19 protein-coding genes are annotated in these 22,250 nt (G+C 69.5%); 6 read left to right on the top strand and 13 right to left on the bottom strand.

Translation table 11 applies throughout. From position 1 onward, the window contains the following. Nucleotides 1-449: 449 nt before the first annotated feature. Nucleotides 450-2,609: a transposase gene (locus ACQEXA_RS01705; RefSeq protein ID WP_433128293.1), complete on the top strand. Its 2,160-nt coding sequence runs from the start codon at nucleotides 450-452 to the stop codon at nucleotides 2,607-2,609. Between the two features lie 22 nt (nucleotides 2,610-2,631). Here the strand turns inward: ACQEXA_RS01705 and ACQEXA_RS01700 are convergent, their stop codons facing one another. From ACQEXA_RS01700 to ACQEXA_RS01680, 5 genes are all read right to left on the bottom strand, one after another. After that, nucleotides 2,632-3,534 carry an IS5 family transposase gene (locus ACQEXA_RS01700; protein WP_433128283.1) on the bottom strand — a complete coding sequence of 301 codons (903 nt, stop codon included), beginning with the start codon at nucleotides 3,532-3,534 and terminating at the stop codon, nucleotides 2,632-2,634. A gap of 89 nt (nucleotides 3,535-3,623) precedes the next feature. Beyond that, nucleotides 3,624-4,445, bottom strand: coding sequence for a helix-turn-helix transcriptional regulator (locus ACQEXA_RS01695; RefSeq protein WP_432938085.1), 822 nt, complete (start codon nucleotides 4,443-4,445; stop codon nucleotides 3,624-3,626). A gap of 172 nt (nucleotides 4,446-4,617) precedes the next feature. Further along, complete coding sequence (locus ACQEXA_RS01690; RefSeq protein WP_432938088.1) at nucleotides 4,618-6,051, bottom strand: aldehyde dehydrogenase family protein; 1,434 nt, start codon at nucleotides 6,049-6,051, stop codon at nucleotides 4,618-4,620. Nucleotides 6,052-6,367: 316 nt separating this feature from the next. After that, nucleotides 6,368-6,865: a hypothetical protein gene (locus ACQEXA_RS01685; protein WP_432938090.1), complete on the bottom strand. Its 498-nt coding sequence runs from the start codon at nucleotides 6,863-6,865 to the stop codon at nucleotides 6,368-6,370. Between the two features lie 981 nt (nucleotides 6,866-7,846). After that, nucleotides 7,847-8,200 (bottom strand): hypothetical protein, encoded by a 354-nt coding sequence (locus ACQEXA_RS01680; RefSeq protein ID WP_433128291.1) that lies wholly within the window; start codon nucleotides 8,198-8,200, stop codon nucleotides 7,847-7,849. 362 nt (nucleotides 8,201-8,562) lie between these two features. Here ACQEXA_RS01680 and ACQEXA_RS01675 point away from each other — a divergent pair, with 362 nt between their 5' ends. Beyond that, on the top strand, nucleotides 8,563-9,228 hold the full coding sequence (locus ACQEXA_RS01675) for a DUF4097 family beta strand repeat-containing protein (RefSeq protein WP_433134408.1): 666 nt from the start codon (nucleotides 8,563-8,565) through the stop codon (nucleotides 9,226-9,228). Nucleotides 9,229-9,414: 186 nt separating this feature from the next. Next, a complete protein-coding gene (locus ACQEXA_RS01670; RefSeq protein ID WP_433128289.1) occupies nucleotides 9,415-10,230 on the top strand; it encodes an alpha/beta fold hydrolase in 816 nt (271 codons plus the stop codon). A 293-nt stretch (nucleotides 10,231-10,523) separates the two neighbouring features. On the opposite strand, the gene ACQEXA_RS01665 is transcribed toward ACQEXA_RS01670, so the two are convergent. Genes ACQEXA_RS01665 through ACQEXA_RS01655 form a run of 3 tightly spaced genes read right to left on the bottom strand, consistent with a single transcriptional unit; the run spans nucleotide 10,524 to nucleotide 13,303 of the window. Then, complete coding sequence (locus ACQEXA_RS01665; RefSeq protein ID WP_433128287.1) at nucleotides 10,524-11,504, bottom strand: alpha/beta hydrolase; 981 nt, start codon at nucleotides 11,502-11,504, stop codon at nucleotides 10,524-10,526. Nucleotides 11,505-11,552: 48 nt separating this feature from the next. Further along, nucleotides 11,553-12,341: a flavin-containing monooxygenase gene (locus ACQEXA_RS01660; RefSeq protein ID WP_433128285.1), complete on the bottom strand. Its 789-nt coding sequence runs from the start codon at nucleotides 12,339-12,341 to the stop codon at nucleotides 11,553-11,555. 59 nt (nucleotides 12,342-12,400) lie between these two features. Then, nucleotides 12,401-13,303 carry an IS5 family transposase gene (locus ACQEXA_RS01655; protein ID WP_433128283.1) on the bottom strand — a complete coding sequence of 301 codons (903 nt, stop codon included), beginning with the start codon at nucleotides 13,301-13,303 and terminating at the stop codon, nucleotides 12,401-12,403. A gap of 231 nt (nucleotides 13,304-13,534) precedes the next feature. On the opposite strand from ACQEXA_RS01655, the gene ACQEXA_RS01650 reads away from it, so the two are divergent. Further along, entirely contained in the window at nucleotides 13,535-14,560 is a 1,026-nt protein-coding gene (locus ACQEXA_RS01650) for an IS630 family transposase (protein WP_433128281.1), read from the top strand. Here the strand turns inward: ACQEXA_RS01650 and ACQEXA_RS01645 are convergent. The 4 genes from ACQEXA_RS01645 to ACQEXA_RS01630 all read right to left on the bottom strand — a co-directional run bounded on the left by ACQEXA_RS01645 (nucleotide 14,471) and on the right by ACQEXA_RS01630 (nucleotide 19,135). Next, a complete protein-coding gene (locus tag ACQEXA_RS01645) occupies nucleotides 14,471-15,361 on the bottom strand; it encodes a flavin-containing monooxygenase (RefSeq protein WP_433128279.1) in 891 nt (296 codons plus the stop codon). The two genes, ACQEXA_RS01650 and ACQEXA_RS01645, sit on opposite strands and share 90 nt — an antisense overlap. 84 nt (nucleotides 15,362-15,445) lie before the next feature. Further along, nucleotides 15,446-16,630, bottom strand: a complete 1,185-nt coding sequence (locus tag ACQEXA_RS01640) for a helix-turn-helix domain-containing protein (RefSeq protein WP_433128277.1) — start codon at nucleotides 16,628-16,630, stop codon at nucleotides 15,446-15,448. A gap of 127 nt (nucleotides 16,631-16,757) precedes the next feature. Continuing rightward, nucleotides 16,758-17,858: an acyl-CoA dehydrogenase family protein gene (locus ACQEXA_RS01635; RefSeq protein ID WP_433128275.1), complete on the bottom strand. Its 1,101-nt coding sequence runs from the start codon at nucleotides 17,856-17,858 to the stop codon at nucleotides 16,758-16,760. Between the two features lie 44 nt (nucleotides 17,859-17,902). Then, nucleotides 17,903-19,135, bottom strand: coding sequence for an acyl-CoA dehydrogenase family protein (locus ACQEXA_RS01630; protein WP_433128273.1), 1,233 nt, complete (start codon nucleotides 19,133-19,135; stop codon nucleotides 17,903-17,905). A gap of 304 nt (nucleotides 19,136-19,439) precedes the next feature. Between ACQEXA_RS01630 and ACQEXA_RS01625 the strand changes: the two genes are divergently transcribed. Continuing rightward, entirely contained in the window at nucleotides 19,440-20,381 is a 942-nt protein-coding gene (locus ACQEXA_RS01625; protein ID WP_433128271.1) for a LysR family transcriptional regulator, read from the top strand. Between the two features lie 4 nt (nucleotides 20,382-20,385). Here the strand turns inward: ACQEXA_RS01625 and ACQEXA_RS01620 are convergent, their stop codons facing one another. Next, complete coding sequence (locus ACQEXA_RS01620) at nucleotides 20,386-21,540, bottom strand: CaiB/BaiF CoA transferase family protein (protein ID WP_433128269.1); 1,155 nt, start codon at nucleotides 21,538-21,540, stop codon at nucleotides 20,386-20,388. A gap of 40 nt (nucleotides 21,541-21,580) precedes the next feature. Here ACQEXA_RS01620 and ACQEXA_RS01615 point away from each other — a divergent pair, with 40 nt between their 5' ends. Next, entirely contained in the window at nucleotides 21,581-22,195 is a 615-nt protein-coding gene (locus tag ACQEXA_RS01615; protein WP_433128267.1) for an IS607 family transposase, read from the top strand. Nucleotides 22,196-22,250 lie beyond the last annotated feature (55 nt).

Genomic DNA, 22,250 nt, shown 5'->3' with positions numbered 1-22,250 from the left:
CGTGTATCTCTGCAACGGCCCGGGTGATGGTGGAATGGGACGTCGAACGGCAGCTTGAGAGCGGCGCGCGGAATTGTCGTGCCGGAGATGAATGAGCGTGGCCACCGGCCGAGTCGACGAAGACCAGCTGATGCCTGGTGCCGGCACCTGCCGCCGGGTCGTGCCGTGCCGGCACAGCTCACGGCGTGGTCGGCAGAACCGCGAGCCGGCGCTAAGAGTCGATGAGGTGCTGCATGTGCGGCCCGGTCAGTGTTGTCCAGGCGCGAAGGTCGGCCGACGTGCAGCGGGCAAGACGCAGGTGCATGAAGGCCTTCGTGGAGAGCGAAGTCCTGTTGTGGCACGGGGCGTTGTCGGTGGGGTCTTGTAGCTTTGGCGTTGGTTGCCGTGCTGGTCAAACTGCGGACAGGTGACGGCGCCCGGCATGAGCCAAAGAAGGAGGTGGAGCATCGGTGACCACAGAACTGTGTGAGACCGCGGCCTCCTTCGATGCTGCTCCTGCTCGTCGATACCGAGGAAGGAACAAGGGGAAGCGCTGGACGCGAGGCGCGGACATCGAGCTTGCGGTGATCCGTCTGCCGCTCGATGTCCACGATCTCGGCATCCGGCACCGGAGCGAGGGTCTGTTCTGGGCGATGTGGTCCGTCAAACGCGCACTGCAGCGTGATGGGCGGGATGCCGTCGACGCGTACTGGGCTGGCGATGTCCGCCGCGAGAGGGACGCGAAAGTCTGGCGGCTTCAGCTGGGTCTGTCCCGGGAAGGGATGGAACGCCGCGCCTACCGGCACATGGAAAACTCCAGGCACCTCGCCCATCACGTCACCAAAGCACTGGTGATGCACCAGGCCGACGAGGTCTTCGAGACTTCCGTGAGCCGGCATCTGCTCCCGGACTCTTCCGGCCGCAGGCACGGCCGGCCCCGCGCGGGCCGGTGGTGGGACTACACCCGCATCCCAGGCCGCGCCCGCTCCCACACCATCTCGCGGAAGTGGGAGACCTTCCGGCTGCACGGCACCCTGGCCGGGCACCTGGACACCTACCGCAACCGCAACCTCGACCGTACGGTCACCACCCCGGAGCAGGCTGCCGCGCTCCCGGCAGGGACCGGGGTGCTGGAGCAGCCACGGCATCTGCCTGCTCCTATGCGCCCTACGGGACGTATTCAGACGGGCGAGGTGACGGCGAAGGACACGACGAAGACGCGGGCCGCGACGTGGTGGGACCACACCGGGCCTTTGGTCGTCGTGTTCACCGGCGGCGCCGGTTCACGTCGTGGTGACCTGGTCCTGCCCGTCCGGCTGCCCTCGGGTTCGGGTCGCTGGCCGCGCCTGGTGCACTTCCTGACCAATCCCGATACCTGGCACAAGATCGACCTCGTGCGCCGCCGCGACACCTCAGCGCCGGGCGGGTGGGCCTACGAAGCCCACCTGATGGTCCTGACCGGCGGCTACGCATCCCCCGCCACGAAGGCCCGGCGTGCGGCGGCGGCCGCACTCGAGCGGGTCGGTGGCATCGACGGCAACGTCTCCAACCTCTCCATCGTCTCCTTCCCCCACACCTTCGACCCCGCCGACGGCGACGTCGAAACAACCCGCATCGAGCCCAGCGACGCGGAGCTTGCCGCGCTGGCGAAAGCCCGGCGCAAGGACCGCGGCCGCAGGCGCGCCCTCGACCGCTCCCGCCGAGCGTCCAACCCCGGCCAGTACCGGCCGTCGAAACGCCAACAGGCCCGGGCCGAAAGGCGCCAGGCCGCGGGCCTTCCCCAACGGATCGTCGAAACGCCCGGCGGGGCAAGGGCAGCGAACAAGGCTGGGGTGCCCAAGCAGCCCTACCGGCGCGACAGCCTGTCAGCCGGCTTCCGGCTCGACCGGGCTCGCCTTGCCGAAGCCGCCGCCACGCAGGCTGCGGCAAAAGACCACCGCGCCCGCCGCATCGCCGAAGAGATCACCGCCGACCACGGCGCGAACCTGATCGTCGAGGACTGCGATATCCGCACCTGGTACCGCAGGTGGGGCAAAGCACTGCAGGCCACCACACCCGGACGGCTCATCACCGCTCTTGGCCGGGAATGCGAGAAGACCGGCCGGCGGATGCTCCGGGCCTCCACCTTCACCACCACACTCTCCCAGGCCTGCTTCTGCGGCGAAAAGGTCGTTAAAACCCTCGCCGACCGCATCCACACCTGTCCCGCCGGCGGGCTGACCGGCGACCGAGACAAGGTCTCCGCCGCCCTCTGCGCCCACGTCCACCTCACCGACCCCGACCACCCAAGCACCGCGCGCCTGGACAGAGTCCAGGCGCGCCACACACAGATCGCGTTCCATGAAGGGCTGCAAGAAGCCCTGTCGAGTCAACCGCAGCGCGGTGCCAGCCCCAGCCGGGGCCGCACCCACGCGGCAGCCCACAAGCCGGATGCTTCCCGCCACGGGCCTCTGCTCGACAAAACACCACCACCCGGTACCGGACTTACCCCGAATGAGACCCGACCCGCCAACGAGCGGCACAAGGCCCACGTCGGAACAGCCGGCTGCACGGAGCTGACACGCCACCCAGGCATGCCAGCCCCGCACAGACATCGGGCGGACATCACAGCATTACGTGATGGCTCTTAGAGCCTGTCGGGTGGCTGGTTGATTACGCTGCGATGAGGTCTTCGACGGTCTTGGTTCGGGCGGTCTTGCGGTGGGATTCGTGGCTCCACCGCGTTGGCTGCCCGGCGAGCCGGACGAGCATCAGGCGGATCATCGCCACCTTGATCATGGCCTCGGAGGTCGCGGTCAGCCGTTCGTAATCGCGGGCCAGTCGGCGGTTGCGGACCAGCCAGCCGAAACTTCGCTCCACCACCCAGCGGCGGGGCAGGACCTTGAAACCCTTGACATCGTCGGTCCGCTTCACGATCTGGACGACGATGTCCAGCGCGTTGCGAGCCCATGAAAGCAGCGTGGAATCAACAGAGTTGGCGTATCCGCCGTCGGCCCACACCAGACTGACTGTGCGGAAGCCGGCGGCGAGCCGGGCCAGGACGGTGCGGCCTCCTGCGCGGTCCTGCACGGACGCGGAGGTGACGGTGACGACCAGCAGCAGGCCCATCGTGTCGACGATCAGATGTCTCTTCCGCCCCGTCGTTCGTTTGCCCGCGTCGAATCCACGCGCCTCGCCGCCCTCGCTGGTTTTGACCGACTGGGCGTCGATCACGGCGGCTGACGGCTCGGGATCGCGTCCGGCCCCGATCCGGACCTGACGGCGCAGCTCGTCGTGGACGCGGTCCCAGGTGCCGTCCCGGCGCCACTTGGTGAACCAGCGGTGGGCCGCGTCCCAGGGCATCAGGTCGCGCGGGAGCATCCGCCACTGGCAGCCCGAGCGCAGCACGTAGAAGATTGAGTCGAGCACCAGCCGATCCGGGTACTTGCGCACCCCGCCGCCTTTCCGCAGGTCACGCATGGGAAGGAGCGGCTGGATGATCTCCCACATCTCATCGGTCAGGCTGGACGGATAGCATGGGCCGCTGACGGCCTCGGAGTTGTCGCACTGGCACACACCACGTGATCATTCCGGGGCCGTCGCCATGCCCAGAGGGCAGATCGCGACCGTCACGCATCACGCATGATCAGCCACCCGACAGGCTCTTAGCCGAGTACGGAGAGCAGTTGGAGGTTGGTGTGGCTTTCCGTGCCCGGTACCGCGGTGTACACCAGGAGCCGCTGGGACTGGTCGGGGTCGACGAGCGTCTGACAGTGCAGCTCCAGCAGGCCGACCTGCGGGTGCTGGAACCGTTTGGCCGCACAGGAGGGCCCGAGCACAGGGTGCTCGCGCCACAGCGCCGCGAACTCGGGGCTGACCCGCTGGAGTTCCTCCACGAGTGCGCCGGCGCGCGAGTCACCTCCGTCGTGGGTGTACGTGCCGTACAGGTCAGCCACCATCAGCCGGCTCTGCTCCGGGACGTCGCTCTCGGGCGCGAGGCGGGAGGCCGGATCGGTGAACCAGCGGTAGTGCGCGCTGCGGTCCCACTCGGTGTAGGCCGTCTGGTCGCCGAGCAGCGCCACGGCCGGGCGGGTCTGCCGCAGCGTCTCGCCCAGGTGGTTCATGACCAGGGCGGGCGTGTCCTCCAGGCGGTCCAGGATGCGCATCATGCCCGGGTTGATGTGGTCGCCGCGGCGCACCCTGCGGGGCAGGGCGTGGCCGGCGAGGTGGAACAGGTGGTCGCGCTCCTCCAGCGACAGGTGCAGGCCGCGGGCGATCGCGGCGAGCATCTGCTCCGAAGGATGCGGACCTCGCGGCTGCTCCAGCCGGCTGTAGTAGTCGACCGACATGTCGCACAGGGCCGCCACTTCCTCGCGGCGCAGCCCGTCGGTACGTCTGCGCCGCCCGCGCGGCAGCCCGATGTCCTCCGGCTGCAGTGCCTCGCGGCGTGCCCGGAGGAAGGCCGCCAGCCCGGCTCGGTCCGCCATGTGCCGTCGCGTCCTCTCGTGTCTACGTTGTGGGGTTCCGGCCGGTCCGGATCGGCCGGAAGGGGCGTGGGCCGCCCCCTGCGCAGGGTAACTCCGCGCCGCCGGCGGTCCCCGGGTGTCCACGGGGGCCGCGGACGCCCACCGGGCCGTCCGCGGCCCCCGTGGTCACCGGTCAGCGGGTGATCGCCTTGGTCTCCAGGAACTCCTCGAGACCGGATCGGCCCATCTCCCGGCCGTTGCCGGACTGCTTGTAGCCGCCGAACGGTGCCTGGAAGTTGTGAGGGCCGCCGTTGACGTCCACCTGGCCGACCCGCAGACGCCGGGCGATCGCCATGGCGTGCTCCTCGTCGCCGGTGACGGCGCCGTTGAGGCCGTAGATCGTGCCGTTGGCGATCTCGACGGCATGGTCGTCGTCGGTGTACGGGATCACCGCGAGGACGGGGCCGAAGATCTCCTCCTGGGCGATGACCGAGTCGGGGTCGACGTCGCAGAAGATCGTGGGCCTGACGTACGCGCCGGCCTCGAATCCGTCCGGGCGGCCGGCGCCGCCGACGACGAGCGTGGCCCCGTCGGCGATGCCGCGCCGGATGTAGCCGTCCACGCGCTGCCGCTGGGTCTCGGAGGCGAGGGGGCCGATGCGGGTGGCCTCGTGGGCCGGGTCGCCGACAGCATAGGCAGCGGCGGCGGCACGCAGCTTCTCGACCACCGTTTCCTGAAGGTGCTCGGGCACCAGCATCCGTGAGTAGGCGCCGCAGGCCTGGCCGCCGTTCGCCCACGCATACGCGAGACCGCGGGTGACGGCGAAGTCGAGGTCGGCCTCGGGCAGGACGATGTGGGCCGCCTTGCCGCCCAGTTCCAGCGCGACGCGCTTGACGGTCCCGGATGCCGCCGCGGAGACGCGCCTGCCGGCGGCCGTGGAGCCGGTGAACGAGACCATGTCGATCTTCGGATGCCGGGAGATGGCCTCGCCGACCACCGGGCCGGTGCCCTGTACGACGTTCAGCACGCCGTCCGGGAGCCCGGCCTCGGAAGCGATCTCCGCGAACATCCGGGCGCTGAGCGGGCAGAGCTCCGATGGCTTGAGGACCACGGTGTTGCCGGCCAGCAGGGCCGGGACGACCTTCGTCACGAGCTGCTGGAGGGGGAAGTTCCAGGGTGTGATGGTGCCCACGACGCCGATCGGCTCCCGGATGACCAGCGAGTTCTCCACCGTCTCGGTCCACTCGAACCGCTCGGCCGCGACGATCGCGGCCTGGGTCGCCGCCACCGGGAAGCCGGCCTGAGCCTGGCGGGAGAAGGAGATCGGGGCGCCCATCTCCAGGGTGATCGTCGCCGCGAGCTCCTCGGAGTGCTTCGCCATACCCTCGGCCACCCGCCGCAGCACGGCGATGCGGTCCTCAGGCGAGGTCGCCGACCAGGCAGGGAAGGCGGCAAGCGCCACGTCCACCGCATGGTCGACGTCCTCGTGCGTGCCCTGGGCCACGGAGGCGACCACGGAGTCGTCGGCGGGGTTCACGACGTCGAGCAGCGGCCCGGAGCCGGGGACAGCGAGGCCCCCGATCCAGTGCGACGGGGCCGGGAAGGGAACATCGGGGTTTTCGTTCATGCCGCCAGGAAACATCGGCCGCCGCGCGGCAGCCATGTCCGGCCATACCCATGATCCGGGTCACTCCTCAGGCACCCGGGGAGTCCGGCACCTGGACAGTCACGGACTCTTCGTGCGGCACGGGCCGCGCGCCCAGCTGTCCACGTCCCGGACCGGTGACGCGGCCCTGACGCGCGTGACATCACCGTGCTCGCGTGATAGCCGCGCGGCGAGGCCGTGTTGGTATCCGCCGGCCTGGTGCAGCGCCTGCAGCGCCACGGCCCGCGTCCTATCGCGCGGTTCTCGTCCGGGGCCGCTGCCTTTGGCGCCGCGCCGGTCACTGGTCTTGCTGCTGGCCGCCCCGAGCAGCCCAGTGCGAGTTCTTGACCGGGATGTTTAAGTCACCGGTGATGGAGCGCGTATAGGTCGAACTTGCCGGTGATGTCATGGGTGTAGAACCAGTGAGCTGGCGCAGGCGATGCTGCAGTTCCACGATCTGGGGGCCGTTGTCGCTGCGCCGCAGCACCGTGACGGTCTGGCTCGTGCGAGCCTGCGTTGAACCGGCCGAGCCGGCGGTACGGGCCGTCGGCACGCGTTTCGGGGCTGTCGGCGTGGTCGACGTCGACGCCGAGGGACGCGCGTGCTTCGGAGCGGACGGCTCGGTGGACGCCGACGCGGAGCCCGGGGTGCGGCCGGACTCGTCCGGCGCGTTGGTGTGTCCGTCCTGCAGCGCGGTGTCGCCGCTTGACTCGTCCGGGGTGAACAACCCGCTCGCGTAGCCCGCGGCGGCAGCGGCGATCGCCGCGAGGATCAGAGCCTGTCGGCGCCGGCCCATCGGTCGGCGCTGCTGCCTCCTGTGGGAACTTCTACTGGAAGGGCGGCGCGACGGCGACAGCGGCCTGTTCGGCCCGGTCGCCGGCGGTGGCGACGGTTCCAAGAGCGAGTGGGGCGCCGTGCGGTCGTCCATCACGTTCATGCCCGAGGGGGCGGTCGCAGAAGGCGCAGTGGTGGGGGCCGGCGGCGTTGCGTGCTGTCCCGGAGCGGTGGAGCTCTGGCCCGGAGGCGGGTTGGAGGGGAGCCCTCGTGTGCCGAGCGGTTTTGGCAGCTTGACGTACATGTATGGGCGGACGCCGAGCGATTGGAAGTCTTCCGGCGTGGCCGTTTCGGCGCGGCGGGCCGCGGTGGCCACCTGCTGAGTGCACTGACAGGCTTCAGTGCCCCCCGCCGTCCGTTCAGCGGAACATTTCGAACACCTTTGCCGATTCATATGCGAATCCTTCCCCCTACAGACGCCGGCGATCATGCAGCGTTCGTCGCCGATCCACTCGGCAATTCCGTGGATCCATGAGGGCTTAACGGGCCATTACTTGCCACACTGATAACGACAGATGGCGGGAGAAGTCTCAGAGCTCACGGGAGAGCGCCATGAATTGCGGATGCGCGCCGTGACCGACTCGCCCTTTGAGCAGCCAAGACCGACTGTTGGCGTCTCGCCAGCTCGGGCTCATGTTCGACCTCGTGGGCGGGGTCGTGTTCGGGCTTACGGGCCAAGATGAATGCCGGAGCACCCCGAGCCCAGGATTGCGCTGGTCGATACGGCGCCGAGTGCCGTGGCACCTGATGACCTTCCTCAAGGACGCGCATGAGTGTCACCGTGTGGTGCGGCAGGTCGGAGCCGTGAACCGGTTTCCGACACATTGACCTGCAACGCCGCCTTGCCCAGCAACCCCAGCCACCGACCACGTGACCTTGAACCGGGACGCCGGCCCGACCAGACCGGCTGGTCTCGCCATCACAACCGTCTCCCGCGCCAGACCTACCAGCGCATGTCGAGGGCGTCGAGGTCGGCGCGGCGCTGCGCGGTGAGGAGCAGCCGGTCGTCCTCCTGTGCCTTCCGGACCAGATGCCACGGGTCGCTGTGGTCGCAGGTGTTGAGCCGGCTTTGGACCGCACCGAGCACGCTGGCGCAGTCTCGGTCCTGGCGTACCGCGTTCGTGTAAAAAGCAAAGGGAAGCCACAGCGGAAGGACGTTCTGCAGGCGGTCGGCACCCGTCACCAGCTCGGGCTCGTCGGCCAGAACATCGAGCACCAGCCTGCGCAGCAGGGCGCTCTTGCGGGCCCCGGGCGCGCCGACGACCAGGTGCCGCGACCTGGTAGTCAGCCGGTCCATCGTCTTCACCCGTTTCGCATGGATGGTGACGGCGGCCGCCGTGTGGGCAACGGGCCGGAGCAAACCCGAAGGCCGATCCCGGCTGAACTATGCGCTGCCGTCTGCAGTGGCAGGAGCTGAGGCCGCGGTCGAGGCCGCATCCTTCGCGGGGGTCCCGGGTCCCCTCTGGCCATAGCGTTTACTTCTCGCTCGTTGCAACGTTCGGAGTGGTCGTCGTTGCATTATCGGCGAAACCATTGCAACGATTGCGTCGATCTGAGCTGCGAGGATGCTGATTCTGCGCAACGAGTCTGTTGCCGGATCCTGGAAAGCAACGTAGCGTTTCCTGCATCGGAAACAACGAGTGAGTGCAGGAGAGCATGATGCAGAAGTTCGAGTCCCCCGCCCCTATCTCCGCCGTCCTGGACATCCCTGCCGGGCGGATCCAGTTCATCGCCGCCGACCGCACCGACACCACCGTGGAGGTCCTGCCCGCCGACCCGTCCAAGAGCCGGGACGTGCAGATGGCCGAGCACACGGTCGTCGCCTACGCCGACGGTGTCCTGCAGATCCACACCTCTAAGCCCACCCACCAGCTTTTCGGTCCCTCCGGATCCCTGGAGGTCACCGTCCAACTGCCCGCCGGCTCCCGCATCGAGGCCACGGCCGCCGGCTGTGAACTGCGCGGCGTCGGCCGCCTCGGCGATGTCGCCTTCGACGGCGCCTACCGCCACATCAAAATCGACGAGGCCGCCAGCGTCCGCCTCACCGCGATCGACGGCGACGTCGAGGTCGGCCGGCTGGGCGGCCCCGCGGAGATCAGCACCGCGCGGGGCGATATCCGGATCGCCGAGGCCGGGCGCGGCACGGTCGTGCTCCGCACCCAGTCCGGTGACATCACGGTCGGCGCCGCCGGCGGCGTCTCGGCCACCCTGGACGCCGGTACCGGCCACGGCCGTATCAGCAACGCCCTGAAGAACGACGGCACCGCCGAACTCGACATCCGCGCGACCACCTCCCACGGCGACATCACCGCCCGCAGCCTCTGAAAAGAGCAGAACCGGGACCAACCGGCCGGGCCCACCGCGATCTCGGCCCGGCCGGGTCGCCGCCCACGACCCGGCAGGCCGTCCCGCACGGCCCGCGTCCCGCACGGCCTGCGCTCCACGCGCTCCACGTGCAGCGCCTTGAAGAAGAAGTCATCCACGACGCTTGCACCCGATCTGGGAGAACACATGACGAAGAACAGCATGTCCTCGACCGGTTCGACGTGGGCCGGCATGGTGCCGGTCGACGACACGGCCCTCGCGGTCACCGACACCGGCGGCCCCGGCATCCCCGTGGTCTACCTCAACGGCCAGTTCGCCACGCAGGGGTACTGGAGGCGGGTCGTCGCCGAACTGGGGACGGGGTGGCGGCACATCACCTACGACGAGCGGGCCCGCGGCAAATCGAAACGTTCCACCGACTATTCCTTCGAGGCGGCCGTCCGGGATGTCGATGCCGTGCTCGCGGCCCGGAGTGTGGACCGGGCGCTGCTGGTGGGCTGGTCCTACGGGGCGTTCGTCGGGGCGCACTGGGCCGGCCGGAACCCGGAACGCACCGTGGGCGCGGTCCTGGTCGACGGCGCGTTCCCCTACGACTGGCTGGATGAGGCCATGGAGCAGCGGATCCGGAAACTGTTCGGGCGGATGAGCTGGTTCCTGCCGCTGCTGCGCCCGACGGGTCTGGCCCCGCGGATGACCGCCCAACAGCAGGCGGACAGCAACATCGAGCTGGGCCGGCTCTCCCGCGAACGGGAACTGGCTCCCGTGCTGGACGACATCACCGTCCCGGTGCGCTACGTGGTGGCGTCGGGGACATCCTTTGGAAGCCGCGGTGACGAGCAGGAACAGATACGCACCAGCCTCGACGCAGTGACCGCCCGCAACCCGCACATCCAGATCGGCGCGAAGGTCGCCAGCAACCACGGGGCGATCCTCAAAAAGGACTTCCCGGCCATCGCCGCAGCCGTACGCGAGGTCGCCGCCCTCGACCGCGCAGGGCACTGACGACACGACCAACCGACGACACCTACACGTCCGCGCCACCATCGTCCACCCCGACCGCGTCCAAGCCGCGCAAGGGCCACAGCCCTTCGCACGGGACGGACGCGGTCAAGCTGCAGCGGCCGAGCATGTCCTTAAGAGGCACGACTTCGCACTAGGCACACGAGGCGGGACTTTCTCCGCCGAAGATTGCGAAGGCTGAGCATCCATGCGGGAGCGGATGCATGGATGCTCAGCCTGGGCCGGCTGATGGCCGGACGCGGTACGGACGAGGCGAGGTTCGAGGGGTGAACCCCTCACCCGTTGAAGTGCCGGCCGAGCGCCCCGATGCAGTCGCGGAAGTGTGCCTGCGTCACCCGGGCGTCAGGAACCATGTCGTACGCGTGATAGGCGCCGGGGTAGACATGCAGCTCGGTCGGGATTCCGGCGCGGATCAGCCGGGTGCCGTAGGCGATGTCCTCCTCGGCGAAGAGGTCGAGTGCACCGACGCTGATGAAGGCCGGGGGCAGACCCGCCACCGATTCCACCCGAGCCGCGGCCGTGTACGGGGAGACGTCGTCCCCGCCGGGCTCGCGGCCGAGTATCGAAGTCCAGCCGAACCGGTTGTCGCCCGGTGTCCAGATGAACTCCCCGGCGTAGGGGTGGGCGTTCTCGGTGCTCGCGGTGCGGTCGTCCAGCATCGGGTAGATCAGCAGTTGGAAGGAGACGGGCACCTCGCCGCGGTCGCGCGCGAGGATTGCCAGGGTCGCGGCAAGGCCGCCTCCGGCGCTGGCGCCCCCGACCGCTATCCGCCCTCGGTCCACTCCGAGATCCTCGGCGTTGTCATGCGCCCACCTCAGGGCGGCGTAGCAGTCGTGGACGAGCCCCGGTTCCTTGGTTTCCGGTGCCAGACGGTAGTCGACTGAGACGACCGAGGCGCCTGTCTCGGTGGCGATCCGGCGGCAGAGGATCTCGTCGATGTCGGCCTTGCCGAGGACGTAGCCGCCGCCGTGGATCCAGACCAGGGCGGAGGTCGGTGTGGTGCGGGCCTTGGGCTCGTAGTGGAGGATGCGGACGTCGGGGTCGCTTTCGAAGCCGGGGATCCACTTCTCGGTGGTGGTGACATCGGGGTAGAGCGCCTGTGGGTCGGGGGCGTCGGGGATCGGGGCCGACTGGGCCTGGCGGACCTCCGGCAGTGTTTCGGGGCTGAGGTTGAGCGGCGGAAAGATGTCCAGGACCGGCGCGACTTCGGGGTCGACCAGGTGCCGGGTGCTGGCCGGGCTGTCGATAGTGGTCATCGGCGCTTGTGTTCCTTCTCTTTCGGGCGAGTCGCCTTTTCGGATCGATCAGGCGGGCTGAGCCGTGACGGCCGGGGTGAGCGTGAAGCCGCGGTAGCCGTCGCCGGCGATCTCGTCGCAGATCTGCCGGTAGGTCCCGACTCCGCCGAGGTAGGGCATGAAGACCCGTGGCTTGCCGGGGACGTTGGCGCCCATGTACCAGGAGGCGGCGTGGGGGTAGAGGGTGTGCGACGCCACCTCGTTGACGTGTTCGACCCACTTGGCCTGAGCCTCTCGCCGGGCGTCGATCCGGGCGATGCCGGCCTGGCGGGCGTGGGCTATCGCGTCCGTGATCCAGTCCACGTGCTGCTCGATGGAGACGATCATGTTGCTCAGTACCGAAGGGCTTCCCGGCGCTGTGACCATGAACAGGTTCGGGAATCCGGCCGCCGCGACCCCGAGGTAGGTCCGCGGGCCGTCCGCCCATTCCTCACGCAGCGAGGTGCCGTCGAGGCCGCGGATGTCGATGGCGTTGAGCGGGCCGGTCATGGCGTCGTACCCGGTGGCGAAGACGATGGCGTCCACCTCGTGGTCGACCCCGCCGACCCGCAGTCCGGTCGGGGTGATGCACTCGATCGGGTTGCCGCGCAGGCCGACCAGGGTCACGTTGTCGCGGTTGTACGTCGCGTAGTAGTCGGTGTCGACGCAGATGCGTTTGGTTCCGATCGGGTGGTCCTTCGGGCAGAGCAGTTCGGCGACGTCCGGATCCTTCGTTGTCTCGCGGATGCGGTCGCGCACGTAGTCCGCCGTCACACGATTGGCTTCCTCGTCGATGACGGTGTCGGTGAAGGCGCTCACGAAGGCCGCCCCGCCGGCCGCCCACCGCCGGTCTAAGAGCCTGTCGGGTGGCTGGTTGATTACGCTGCGATGAGGTCTTCGACGGTCTTGGTTCGGGCGGTCTTGCGGTGGGATTCGTGGCTCCACCGCGTTGGCTGCCCGGCGAGCCGGACGAGCATCAGGCGGATCATCGCCACCTTGATCATGGCCTCGGAGGTCGCGGTCAGCCGTTCGTAATCGCGGGCCAGTCGGCGGTTGCGGACCAGCCAGCCGAAACTTCGCTCCACCACCCAGCGGCGGGGCAGGACCTTGAAACCCTTGACATCGTCGGTCCGCTTCACGATCTGGACGACGATGTCCAGCGCGTTGCGAGCCCATGAAAGCAGCGTGGAATCAACAGAGTTGGCGTATCCGCCGTCGGCCCACACCAGACTGACTGTGCGGAAGCCGGCGGCGAGCCGGGCCAGGACGGTGCGGCCTCCTGCGCGGTCCTGCACGGACGCGGAGGTGACGGTGACGACCAGCAGCAGGCCCATCGTGTCGACGATCAGATGTCTCTTCCGCCCCGTCGTTCGTTTGCCCGCGTCGAATCCACGCGCCTCGCCGCCCTCGCTGGTTTTGACCGACTGGGCGTCGATCACGGCGGCTGACGGCTCGGGATCGCGTCCGGCCCCGATCCGGACCTGACGGCGCAGCTCGTCGTGGACGCGGTCCCAGGTGCCGTCCCGGCGCCACTTGGTGAACCAGCGGTGGGCCGCGTCCCAGGGCATCAGGTCGCGCGGGAGCATCCGCCACTGGCAGCCCGAGCGCAGCACGTAGAAGATTGAGTCGAGCACCAGCCGATCCGGGTACTTGCGCACCCCGCCGCCTTTCCGCAGGTCACGCATGGGAAGGAGCGGCTGGATGATCTCCCACATCTCATCGGTCAGGCTGGACGGATAGCATGGGCCGCTGACGGCCTCGGAGTTGTCGCACTGGCACACACCACGTGATCATTCCGGGGCCGTCGCCATGCCCAGAGGGCAGATCGCGGCCGTCACGCTTCGCGCATGATCAGCCACCCGACAGGCTCTAAGCGGATGACCTGAAGTTCTGCGCGGAATCTGGAGCGGCAGCGGCGGCCTGGCGCGATGGCCTCGATGACGAGAAGACCTCGCCGGGTGTTGTATCGAGGTTGACCAAACTACGACAAAACCGGCGAGGTCAAGGCCAGTATGCGTCCGGCATCCGTGTTCGCCAACCGCCCCGGTCCGGCGTACCAGCACCTGTATCACCTGCTGCATCACCGGTGGCGAGAGGCCTCCCGCGCGGTGATCGTGCTGCTGTCCGCGGCCGGCATGACCGCAGGAGAGATCGGCGAGCTGCTCGGCTACCACCCGGCCACGGTGCGCCGCTGGATCCATCGCTACAACACCGCCGGCCTGGCGGGCCTGGCCGATCGCCCCCGCGCGGGGCGGCCCCGGCTCGGCGGGCCGAGGCTGGGCGAGCGCATCCGCCGCCTGCTGACCCGCCCCGGGCCGTGGACCATCCGCCGGATCTGGCGCCGCCTGGGCCGGCCGAAGATGAGCCTGCGCACCGTGTACCGGCACACTCGCGAACAGGCGGCCTGGCGGCGGCCCCGCCTGGTGGCCAGGGGTGACCCCGAGCGCAGGCGCACCCTCGCCGCCCTGCGCCGCCAACTCGCCGCCCTGCCCCACGGGTCGGTGGTCTGGGCCGAGGACGAGACCCACCTGCACCTACTGCCGCACGTGCGGGCGAGCTGGATCCTGCGCGGGACGCGGCAGCAGGTGGCCACCCCAGGCAAGAACCGGCAGGCCACCGTCTTCGGGGCCCTGGAAGTGGCCACCGGCGCCTGGGTCTACACCCTGGGCCGCCGCAATGCCGCCGCCTTCCTCCAGCTACTGCTGGCCGCCTACCCCGCCGCCCCGGTCGTCGCGGTGGTCTGCGACAACGACAGCATTCATCACGCGAAGGCGGTGACCGCCTACCTGGCCGACCAGCCCCGCCTGCGCCTGCTGTTCGGCGCCCGCTACAGCCCGCACGACAACCCGGTCGAGCGCATCTGGGCCGCGCTGAAGGCCCACATTGCCAACACCGCCGTCACCTGGCCGGGCCGCCTGCGCCAGGTCCACGCCTTCTTCCGGCAGCGCTCACCCACCCAGATGCTGACCACCGCCGCACCCTGGGCCTCGCCCTGGCTGCCGAAGAGTTACGCGCAGAACTTCAGGCAAGCCGCTTAGTTCGGCGCTGCGCAGCTCCTCGTCCACATCGAGGGCGTTGCCCAGCGCGGGGGGCGTGATGACTCCGGCGGCCGAGTTGCGGGCGTCGGCCCGCAGTTGCCGGTACTCGGCTTTGATGCGCCGCTGCTCGTCCTGGGACAGGGGGCGGTTCTGCGCGGGTATGGAGAAATTGGGCGTGCGCTGGAAGACGGTGACGTGGGCGGCCTGCTGGGCGATCACCGGGATCGCCTGGATGCCGGAGGAGCCGGTGCCGATCACGGCGACTCGCTTGCCGGTGAAGTCGACGCCCTCGTGCGGCCAGCGCCCGGTGTGGTAGGTCGGGCCGGTGAAGGAGTCGAGCCCCTCGAAGTCCGGCACGCGGGAGGCGGACAGGCAGCCGACGGCCGTGACGAGGTAGCGCGCACTCGCCTGGCGTCCGTCCTGCAGGGTGACGGTCCAGGTGTCGGTCGTCTCGTCGTAACGTGCGCCCTTGACCGAGGTGTTGAACTCGATGTCCTCGCGCAAGCCGAAGCGGTCGGCCACGTGGTTGGCGTAGCGCAGGATCTCGGGCTGGGTGGGGTAGCGCTCGGTCCACTCCCATTCCTGCTCGAGATCCTCGGAGAAGGAGTAGGAGTAGAACATCGACTCGACATCGCACCGGGCGCCTGGGTACCGGTTCCAGTACCAGGTGCCGCCGACACCGTTGCCTCGCTCGTAGACACGGACCTGGAGGCCCAGGTCGTCGCGTAGGCGGTGCAGGAGGTACATGCCGGCGAACCCGGCACCGATCACGATCGCGTCGTACTTCTGAGTTGTCCGCATGCCGCGCCAAACCCCTTCTCCCGGCGACATTGCCGGGGGTCGGCCGATCGATCACCTGCAGCATCTCCGAGCGTGTGACGTGCGTCATTGGACAGATGGCGCGGGTGGAGCGCCATCTGTCCCGTTCATGGGGAAGAGGTGCCCGGAGTCCTGCAGGCGCCGCAGGACGAGGGCGAGGAAGAGACGAGGCCGCCCGTAAGGCTCGGTGAAGCTGAAACCGAGGTACCGCTCGGCGCGTTCCACCCGGTAGGCCACCGAGTTGTGGTGCCGGTGCAGCAGCCGTGCCGCTTTGCGTACCGACTCGGTGGCGGCGACCGCCTCCAGGCAGACCAGAATGTCCTCGCCGTGCTCGTCCACCAGGCGGTTGAGCCGGTGTACGTCGGGGACCAGCGCGATCCGTTCGGCGCTCAGGGTCTCGGCGAGGACGGCATATCCGCCGAGTTGGGCTCCGTCGACGAGCACCGCCTCTTCCACGGTGTACGGGCCCTGTGCGCGAGGACTCGGGCGTGCGAAGCGCAGTGCGAGCCGGGCCAGCCGCCAGGCCTCGGGTGCCTGTGAGGCGGGGTACGGTCCGGCGAACGCCGCGCGGGTCCCGGGGGGCACCCCCAGGACCGCGGTGGGGTCCAGGTCGTTGGCCAGGACCAGGTGGAGGTTCCCCGCGGGCGCGTCGAGCACGACGCGCGCGTGCTGTCGTACCTGCTCGACGAACATCCTCGCCGGCTCGGCGGGTGCGCAAAGAGCGAAAACGGTAGCTGCGGAGGTTTCCTTGAGTCCCAGACGCAGCAACATGATCGAGCGTGTGGACATTTCGAGGCCGATGTCGACGACCGATCGCAGCGCTACGCTGTCGGTGGCCGGTGGAGCATGGCCCAGGAGGGCCACCTTCGCTGCTATCCCGAGGCGGCGCAGCAACAGCGCCGCCCGGGGTCCGGCTCGTGACAGGCCGGGGGCGTCGATCCAGACACGCCCCGTGCCGGGGAGGTCGTGCGTTCCCGCGTGCGGTGGCTGCTGCCCGGTGCGGTCGATGCCACGGGGGGTCGCCATGCAGACTTCCCCGCGCGCCGTCCGGATCCCGACGGCGCAGTCGAGCGCTGATGCGGTGCGGGCCAGCAGCGACTCCAAGTCGGCATCGCATTCGGTCAGTTCGTCGATGAGATCGAGGACCGCGTCGATCTCGATCGCCGCCCGGGGAAGCGGGCCTGCCTTGGGTGCCGGATCTTCGATGCCGGACTTCTGTGATCTGTTCGTGGCTGGACCCCTTCCTGGCACGGTGTCGGACCTTCGCGGGCCACCTGTCCTGATGCGCGGCAGCGCGTGTCCAGGTGGCGTTGCCGGGCGCGGCCGAGGCTGCCGATGGCCGCGCCCGTGCGGAGGGGAACGGGTGGCGGCAGGCGGCTCAGAAGCCCAGTCGTTCCGCCACCTGGGCGCGGTGGAACTCGGGCTCTCCGAGTAGCAGTTGGCTGGAGCGCGCCCTCTTGAAGTACAAGTGTGCCGGAATCTCCCAGGTGAAGCCCATGCCACCGTGGAACTGGATGTTCTGGTGGGCCGTGCTGACGAACGCGTCCGCGCAGTACGCCGCGGCGAGCGATGCCGCAACCGGCAGCTCGTCGCTGTCGTCGGCGGCGGCGAACAGGGCGTAGTAGGCGGCCGACCGCGCCGTTTCGACCTCCACCAGGGCGTCGGCCGCCATGTGCTTGAGGGCTTGGAAGGCGCCGATCGGCTGACCGAACTGCACGCGGACCTTCATGTACTCCACGCCCATGTCGAGTGCCGCCTGCGCACCACCGACCTGCTCGGCGGCCAGCGCGACGGCCGCCAGGTCGAGGACGCGGGCGAGGATCTCCTTCCCGCTGTTCGGGCCGCCGACCGGCGTGGCGATGACCTCGACGAGTTCGATGTCGGCGAGCTTGCGGGTCTGGTCGAGGGTCGGGCGCAGGGTGGTGCCAAGGCCTTCCGCGCCGGCCTCGACGGCGAACAGGCCCAGTCCCTCGGCGGTGTTGGCCGGCACCAGGAGGAGGCCCGCCACATGTGCGTCGGTCACCAGGGGCGCGGCACCCGTCAGCCGCCAGGTGCCGTCCTTGTGCTCGGCCCGTACGTCGAAGGACGTGCCCGGCCGCGGGAAGGCCAGCGTGGCGATCAGCGAGTCGTCGGCGATACCGGGCAGGTGGCGTTGCTTGGCCTCGCTGTCGCCGGAGGCCAGCAGCGCGCCCGCTGCCAGGACGACGCTGGAGACGAACGGCGCGCACAGCAGGGCACGGCCCATCTCCTCGAGCACGATGCCCAGTTCGACCCAGCCGAAGCCCTGGCCGCCGTACTCCTCGGGGATGGCGATGCCCTGCAGGCCGAGCTGGGTGGCCATGGTCTTCCAGACCTCCGGGTCGTAGCCCGGTTCGGTGGCCATCAGCTGGCGGACCTCGGACTCGCTCGAGTGGTCGGACAGGAACTTGCGCACCGTTCGGCGCAGTTCGTCCTGTTCCTCGGTGAACTCCCTGATCATCGTGTGTCTCTCCCGTTCTCTGGTGGTGTGGTGCGGGTCGACGCTCAGGCCTGGCTGACGGAACGGGTGGCCGCGCCCTTGCGGACGTCACGGAAGGGGACGCCCTTGTCGGGTTCGTGGCCCTTGGGGAGGCCGAGGACGCGCTCGCTGATGATGTTGCGCTGGATCTGGTCCGAGCCGCCGCCGATGGAGTTGATGAAGGCGAACATCAGGTCGCGGTCGACCGGGCAGGACAGCGGGTTGTCGTAGTCGTAGACGAGGGACTCCTCGCCCTGCATCCGGTAGGTGAAGTCGGCGCCGGCGTGCAGGATCCGGGACATCGCCAGCTTGCCGAGCGAGGCGAGGGAGGACGGGCCGCGTTTGATCTCGGCTGCCGCGCGGCGGCCGGTCCAGATGTTGGTGAGGCGCCACGACATGATCCTCACGATGTCCTGGCGGACCTGCGGGTCGTCGAGCCGGCCGGCCCGCCGGGCGGCCTCGACCAGGTCGTCGGCCGCCTCGCGCAGGCCGGTCTTGATCGCCGTGCCCGACATGGAGGACGACATCGAGCCCATGCCGCTGCGTTCGGCGGCGAGGGCGATCTGCAGCGCCCGCCACCCCTCGCCCGGGGCGCCGATCATCCAGGCGGCCGGCACCCGCGCCTCGGTCAGGAAGACCTCGTTGAACTCCGCGTCGCCGGTGATCTGCCGGATGGGCCGGACCTCGATGCCGGGCTGCTTCATGTCGATGACGAAGAGGCTGAGACCGGCGTGCTTGGGGACGTCCCAGTCGGTGCGGGCCAGGAGCAGACCGTACTTCGCCACCTGCCCGTTGGTGGTCCAGATCTTCTGGCCGGTGACGACGTACTCGTCACCGTCGAGTTCGGCCCTCGTCTGCAGGCCCGCCAGGTCGGAGCCCGCACCGGGCTCGCTGTAGAGGAGGCATCCCTGGCCGACGTCCCCCTTGAGCAGCAGCGGGATGAAGTGCTCCTTGGTCTCCTTGCCGCCGTAGGCCAGCAGCGGGTTGCCGAGCAGGTACAGCCAGGGGTTGTCATGGAAGGGCGCCATGTCCTGGCAGCCGCCGGGCGCACCCGCGGCCCGGAACTCCTCGGCCGCCGCCCGGGCGGCCTTTCGGTCCAGGCCGCGCCCGTAGTTGTCCGCGGGCCAGGTCGGCGCCGCCCAGCCGGCGCTCACGACGGCATCGCGCCAGGCCTCGTCGTCGGTGCCGTGCCAGTGATCGGACAGCCATGAGCGCGCGGCTTCCCGCGCCTCGTCGGGTGACATCGTGCTCTCGCCCATCGTCGGCCTTTCTCCGTGCGGCAGAGGGGGGGTATACGGGCGACGGTAATACGGACGACTACCGTTCACAATATGCCTCGGGGCTTTTTCTGCCGATGCCCGTCCGTAATGGCGTGTCGAAGAGTCCGGGAAGGCCTGGTGGAGCGCCACAGGGCTGTGCCCATGCGTCACCAGAGGGTTTTCCTGCCGACGGCTCTTGTTTAGAGTTCTCGCGTGCCGGCTGGTGCGACCGGGGAACCGCGGAGAAGGCCGACCCGGCGCACGTGCTGGAGCGCAACGGACGTGACGAGGAGGTCGCGGTCGTATGGATCTCGCAAAACTCACCGCCTTCCTGGCCGTCGCGGAGGAGCGCAACTTCGGGCGGGCGGCGGAGCGGCTGCACACGACTGCCTCGCCCCTGAGCCGGCAGGTCGCCCAGCTGGAGCGGGAACTGGGAGGTGCACTCTTCGTCCGCGAGTACCACCATGTGGCGCTCACACCGATGGGCGAGGCGCTGGTGGCGCCGATCCGGAGAATCCTGGAGCAGACCAGGGAGCTGCCGTCGATCGCGGCGCAGGCGCGCGGAGAAGCGCGCCCGCTGCGCGCCGCGGCCATCACCTGGGCGCCGACGGCCCTGGTGACACGCTTCGCGGCGGCCGTCGGCAGGACCGGCGGGGGCAGCGGATCCGCACTGGAGCTCGTCGAGGACTCCGACGATGTCGTCCCCGGTCTGCTGGACGGACGCCTCGATCTGGCGCTGCTGCATCTGCCGGCGCCGGTGAGCGAGTTGTCCGTCGTGCCGTGGCTTCGCTATCCGCTCGCCGTCGCGGTACGGGCCGACGACCCCCTCGCCGGGCGAAAGAGCGTCTCGTTGGCCGAGCTGAGCAGCCGCAGACTCGTCGAACCGGTCATTCCGGCGCGGGTCACCAACGCCATGCGGCGGGTGACGACGATGCTGGAGAATGCACGTGTCACGCGTGCCGAACGGGTGCAGGGAGCTCCTGGAGGCGTCGAGATCTCCCGCGAGGTGCTGCTCCGCGGCCCGGCGACCTTCGTCCCTGATCTGCCCGGGTCGGCCTTTCCGTCGCTGATGTCGCCGCCCGCCTTCGCCACCGTCCCGGTCGAGGACGACGGGTTCGGCATGGACGTCGGGTTCGTCTTCTGTGCGGACCAGGCCCGCCGCCACCCCGACACGGCACGCCGTATCGAGGAGGCGGTGGAGGCGCTCACCGGGGCGCCGGTTCCGGCCGGCGCCCCCCTGGCCTGACGCCCTACTTCCCGGCCCCTGCTCTGCCGGGCTGCTCCCCGTCCGCCCCCAGGAGTTCGGCGATCCGTGGATCCTGCTGGAAGACCCCTGCCGCGAACAGCTCGTCGATGGTCGCGTCGTCGAGTTCGAGGAGGCGGGCCGCGATCTCACGGGTGTGCTGCCCGAAGAGCGGAGCCGGCCTCAACTCGGGATCCGGAACATGGGCGAAGAGGCCGCCGGGCAGGTTCTCACTGGGCATGATCCGGTCGATCAGCGGGTGTGAGGCCATCCGAAACGCGCGCCGGGCGACGAGATGCGGGTTGTCGGGGAACTCGGTGATCCGCATCATCTTGGCGGCGGGGACGCCGGCCTCCTGCAGTCGGGCCATGGCCTCCTCGGGGGAGCGCCCCCTCGTCCAGGCGCCCAACTCCTTGTCGATCTCCTCCCGGTGCATCACCCGCGAGGCCGCGTCGGGGAAGCGTGCGGCGTCGATGCCGCACGCCGCCGCCAGACGGCGCCACCGCTCGTCGCCCTGGACGTCGACGACCAGCCACTCGTCGTCACCACCCGACGGGTAGACACCACGCGGGGCGTCACCGGGACCGACGTTGCCGACCGGGACCGTGGTGCCCGGGGCCAGAAACTCGGCGGCGAAGACATGGGCGTGCTGGCCGAGCACGACCTCCGTCTGTGCCAGGCGCACGCCGCCGCCGACTCCGCTCTCCCGACGCTCGACGAGCTTGGCGAGGGCGGCGAACACCGCGGCGCGACCTGCCACATGATCCGGGAAGATGGTGGTGTCGTCCTGGAAGCGGTGCTCGTCCCCCGGGTAGCGCCACAGCCCGGTCACGCCGACGGCACTGCGGACCAGCGGGCCGTAGCCCGGGTTGCCGGCCCAGGGGCCGCTGTGGCCGTACGCGGACGACTCCAGGACCACGATGCCCGGATTGACCTCCTTCAAGTGCTCGTAGGAGATGCGGAGTTTGTCGAGCGTGCCCGGCTTGAAGTTGCTGAGGACGATGTCGGCGTCCTTGGCGAGCTTCAGGAACAGGTCGTGTCCGCGGGCGTCTCTGAGGTTGAGGCCGAGACCGAGCTTGTTGCGGTTGCCCCAGGCGAACACCGGACTCACCACATCGCCCTGGATGGACTGTCGGGCGCCGTCGGGGGCGTGGAGGCTCATCAATTTGCTTAGTGTTCTTCAGTGATCGTACGGTGATCGTGTGGAACTTCTTCGACTCTCAAAAGCTGCTAAACGTTTGGGTGTTCACCCCGTGACGCTTCGGCTTTGGGCGGACTCGGGGAAGATCCCGGTGACTTGGGTCGGGCGTGAGCGCCGGTTCTCCTCGATCGATGTGGAGGCGATGAAGGTCTCCACCGGCGAGCGTGTCCGTCTGGAGGGCCTGTACGTGCGCGTGTCCGGCTCCCACGGGCAGGAATCCTTGCTTCAGGCGCAGGAGAAGGAGTTGCGGGCCACCTCCACCTGCGAGATCGTCAAAGTCTTCCGTGACCGGGCCTGTGGCCTGCGGGAGGACCGGCCCGGTCTGGGCCGGCTCCTGCGGGCCGTCGCGGACGGCTCGGTGACCGTCGTACGGGTCACGCACGAGGACCGGCTCGCACGGTTCGGTGTCGGCTGGCTCAAGCACCTGCTGTCCGTGTACGGCGCGCGTCTTGAGGTGCTGCACCCGAAGACGCTCGGCGGCCGGGACGAACTCCTTGAGGACTTCGTGTCGCTGGTCACCACGTTCGCCGGCCGCCTGTACGGGATGCGGTCGGCTGAGAACCGGCGTCGCCTGCTGGCCGAGTCGGGCCAGTGCGAGGCATGGCGCGCCGCGTGAGTCGAAAGCTGCCGATCGGTAAGGGCGAGACCCCTCGTACCGCGTGCGCCCGCAC

This window comes from Streptomyces sp. CA-106110, from assembly GCF_050936285.1.
In the GTDB taxonomy this organism is placed as follows: Bacteria; Actinomycetota; Actinomycetes; order Streptomycetales; family Streptomycetaceae; genus Streptomyces.
This window is presented reverse-complemented; position numbering and strand designations above follow the sequence as displayed.